The organism is Micrococcus sp. IITD107, assembly GCF_041927415.1.
GTDB lineage: Bacteria > Actinomycetota > Actinomycetes > Actinomycetales > Micrococcaceae > Citricoccus > Citricoccus terreus.
In genome coordinates this window covers 1-2,122 of record NZ_JBHFFN010000016.1, presented here as the reverse complement: position 1 = coordinate 2,122, position 2,122 = coordinate 1, and the positions used below count along the sequence as shown (strand labels likewise).

At 65.9% G+C, this 2,122-nt stretch carries 3 protein-coding genes; 1 reads left to right on the top strand and 2 read right to left on the bottom strand.

The window, feature by feature from the left end; translation table 11 throughout:
- Positions 1-446 (top strand): IS30 family transposase (locus ACEXHE_RS13425; RefSeq protein ID WP_374786174.1); only part of this gene is annotated, 446 nt, incomplete at its 5' end.
- On the opposite strand, the gene ACEXHE_RS13420 is transcribed toward ACEXHE_RS13425, so the two are convergent.
- Positions 408-767, bottom strand: a complete 360-nt coding sequence (locus ACEXHE_RS13420; RefSeq protein WP_374786173.1) for a transposase — start codon at positions 765-767, stop codon at positions 408-410. The two genes, ACEXHE_RS13425 and ACEXHE_RS13420, sit on opposite strands and share 39 nt — an antisense overlap.
- Before the next feature lie 32 nt (positions 768-799).
- A complete protein-coding gene (locus ACEXHE_RS13415) occupies positions 800-1,975 on the bottom strand; it encodes a zinc-dependent alcohol dehydrogenase (RefSeq protein WP_374786172.1) in 1,176 nt (391 codons plus the stop codon).
- Between the last annotated feature and the right edge of the window lie 147 nt (positions 1,976-2,122).

Genomic DNA, 2,122 nt, shown 5'->3' with positions numbered 1-2,122 from the left:
CCATCCTCGGCGAGGGCAGCCGCAGCGCCGTCGGCACGCTCGTTGAGCGCTCGAGGCGAATGACACTGCTGCTGCACCTGCCCGACGGCAAGAGCGCCGAGCAGGTCCAGGCCGCGATGCGCGCCGCAATCAGCAAGCTGCCGTCCTCGTTGATCCGAACGATCACCTGGGACCAAGGCGCGGAGATGTCCAAGCACGCCGCGTTCACCATCGCCACAGGAATCCCGATCTACTTCTGCGATCCCCACTCGCCCTGGCAGCGGGGGAGCAACGAGAACACCAACGGCCTGCTGCGCCAGTACCTGCCCAAAGGCACCGACCTGAGCGTCGTCAGCCGCGAGGAGTTGGACGCGATCCAGGACAGCCTCAACGGACGCCCCCGCAAGACGCTGGGCTATCTGACACCATCAGAGAAGCTCGCAGAGTTCCTTGCGCCCACCGCTTGAATCCTCCATCGTGTTCGCCCGCCGCAGCTCCCGCACTTCACGTTCCAGCTCAGCCAAACGCGCCGCGTCATCACTCGTGGTGCCGGGACGGACACCGCCGTCCACCTCGGCCTTTTGCACCCACATCCGCAGCGCCTCGGGATGTACCCCGAGCTGCTCCCCAATCCGCCAGTACGCCCCGGCCCGAGACGCCGGGTCCTTCCGAGCATCGATGGCCATCCTCGTCGCCCGATCACGCAACTCCTGCGGGTACTTCCGCTGTGCTCCCATGGAACGATCCTCCGGGTAATCGATGTCTCCATCAAACCCGGTGCGGTTCACCTACGAAGTCGCGCGACGCGCGTCCGCGGAGACTATGGCTTCAGCACCACCTTGATGCAGCCGTCTTGCTTCTTCTGAAATTTCTCGTACATCTCCGGCGCCTCGTCCAGGGACGCGGTGTGCGTCTTGAGGTCGAGAACCCCCAACGGGTCCGAAGGATCGTCGACAAGCGGCAAGAGGTCATCGGTCCACCGCTTCACGTTGCACTGGCCCATGCGTAGCTGGATCTGCTTGTCGAACATCGTGAGCATTGGCAGGGGGTCCTTCATGCCGCCGTACACCCCGCTGATGGAGACCGTTCCGCCGCGCCGAACGGCGTCGACGGCGGTGTACAGTGCGGCGAGCCTGTCCACCCCGGCCGTCTCCATCGCCTTGCGGCCCAGCGGGGACGGCAGCAGCCCCACCGCCTGATGGGCCGCACCGGCCACGGGTGAGCCGTGAGCCTCCATACCGACCGCGTCCACCACGGAATCCGGACCGCGGCCGTCCGTGAGGTCCTTCAGCTGCTCCGCTACGTCGCCGGAGGAGTCCAGCGTCTCGATGCCGTGGCGTTCGGCCATGGACCGCCGCTCGGCGACCGGGTCCACCGCGAGCACCCGGTAGCCCAAGTGCCGGCCGATCCGGGCGGACATCTGACCGATCGGGCCTAAGCCCAGCACGGCCAGGGAGCCACCCGACGGGGGCGCGGCATACTGCACGGCCTGCCACGCCGTGGGCACTACGTCGGAGAGGAACAGGTAGCGCTCGTCCTCGCCGGTGTTCGGGACCTTAATGGGTCCGTAGTCCGCGTGTGGGACACGCAAATACTCGGCCTGCCCGCCGGGCACCGAACCGTAGAGGCGGGAGTAGCCCAAGAAGGCTGCACCACTGTTGTACTCCCGGACCTGGGTCGTCTCGCACTGCGACTGCAAGCCCTGCTTGCACATGAAGCAGTGGCCGCAGGAGACGTTGAAGGGAATCACCACGCGGTCCCCGGCCTTGATATGGGTAACGGCGGAGCCGACCTCTTCCACGATCCCCATGGGCTCGTGGCCGATGACGTCGCCTTTGTCCATGAACGGGGTGAGCACCTCATACAAGTGCAGGTCCGACCCGCAGATGGCGGTCGAGGTGATCCGCACGATCGCGTCCGTGGGCTCTTGGATCCGGGGATCCGGGACCTCCTCGACGCTCACGGAGCGCTTCCCCTGCCATGTCAGAGCCTTCATACGTCCTCCTTCTCAGGGCTGCTCCCCGGGCCGGGATGGCAGCCTGCTGATCTGTCCGGTGTGACCGACACTACTATGACGTCTCGTTCTGATGAGCCCGGTGGGTCGCCGGTGAGTATCGGTCGAGATGTGTTGATTGAGCTCGCT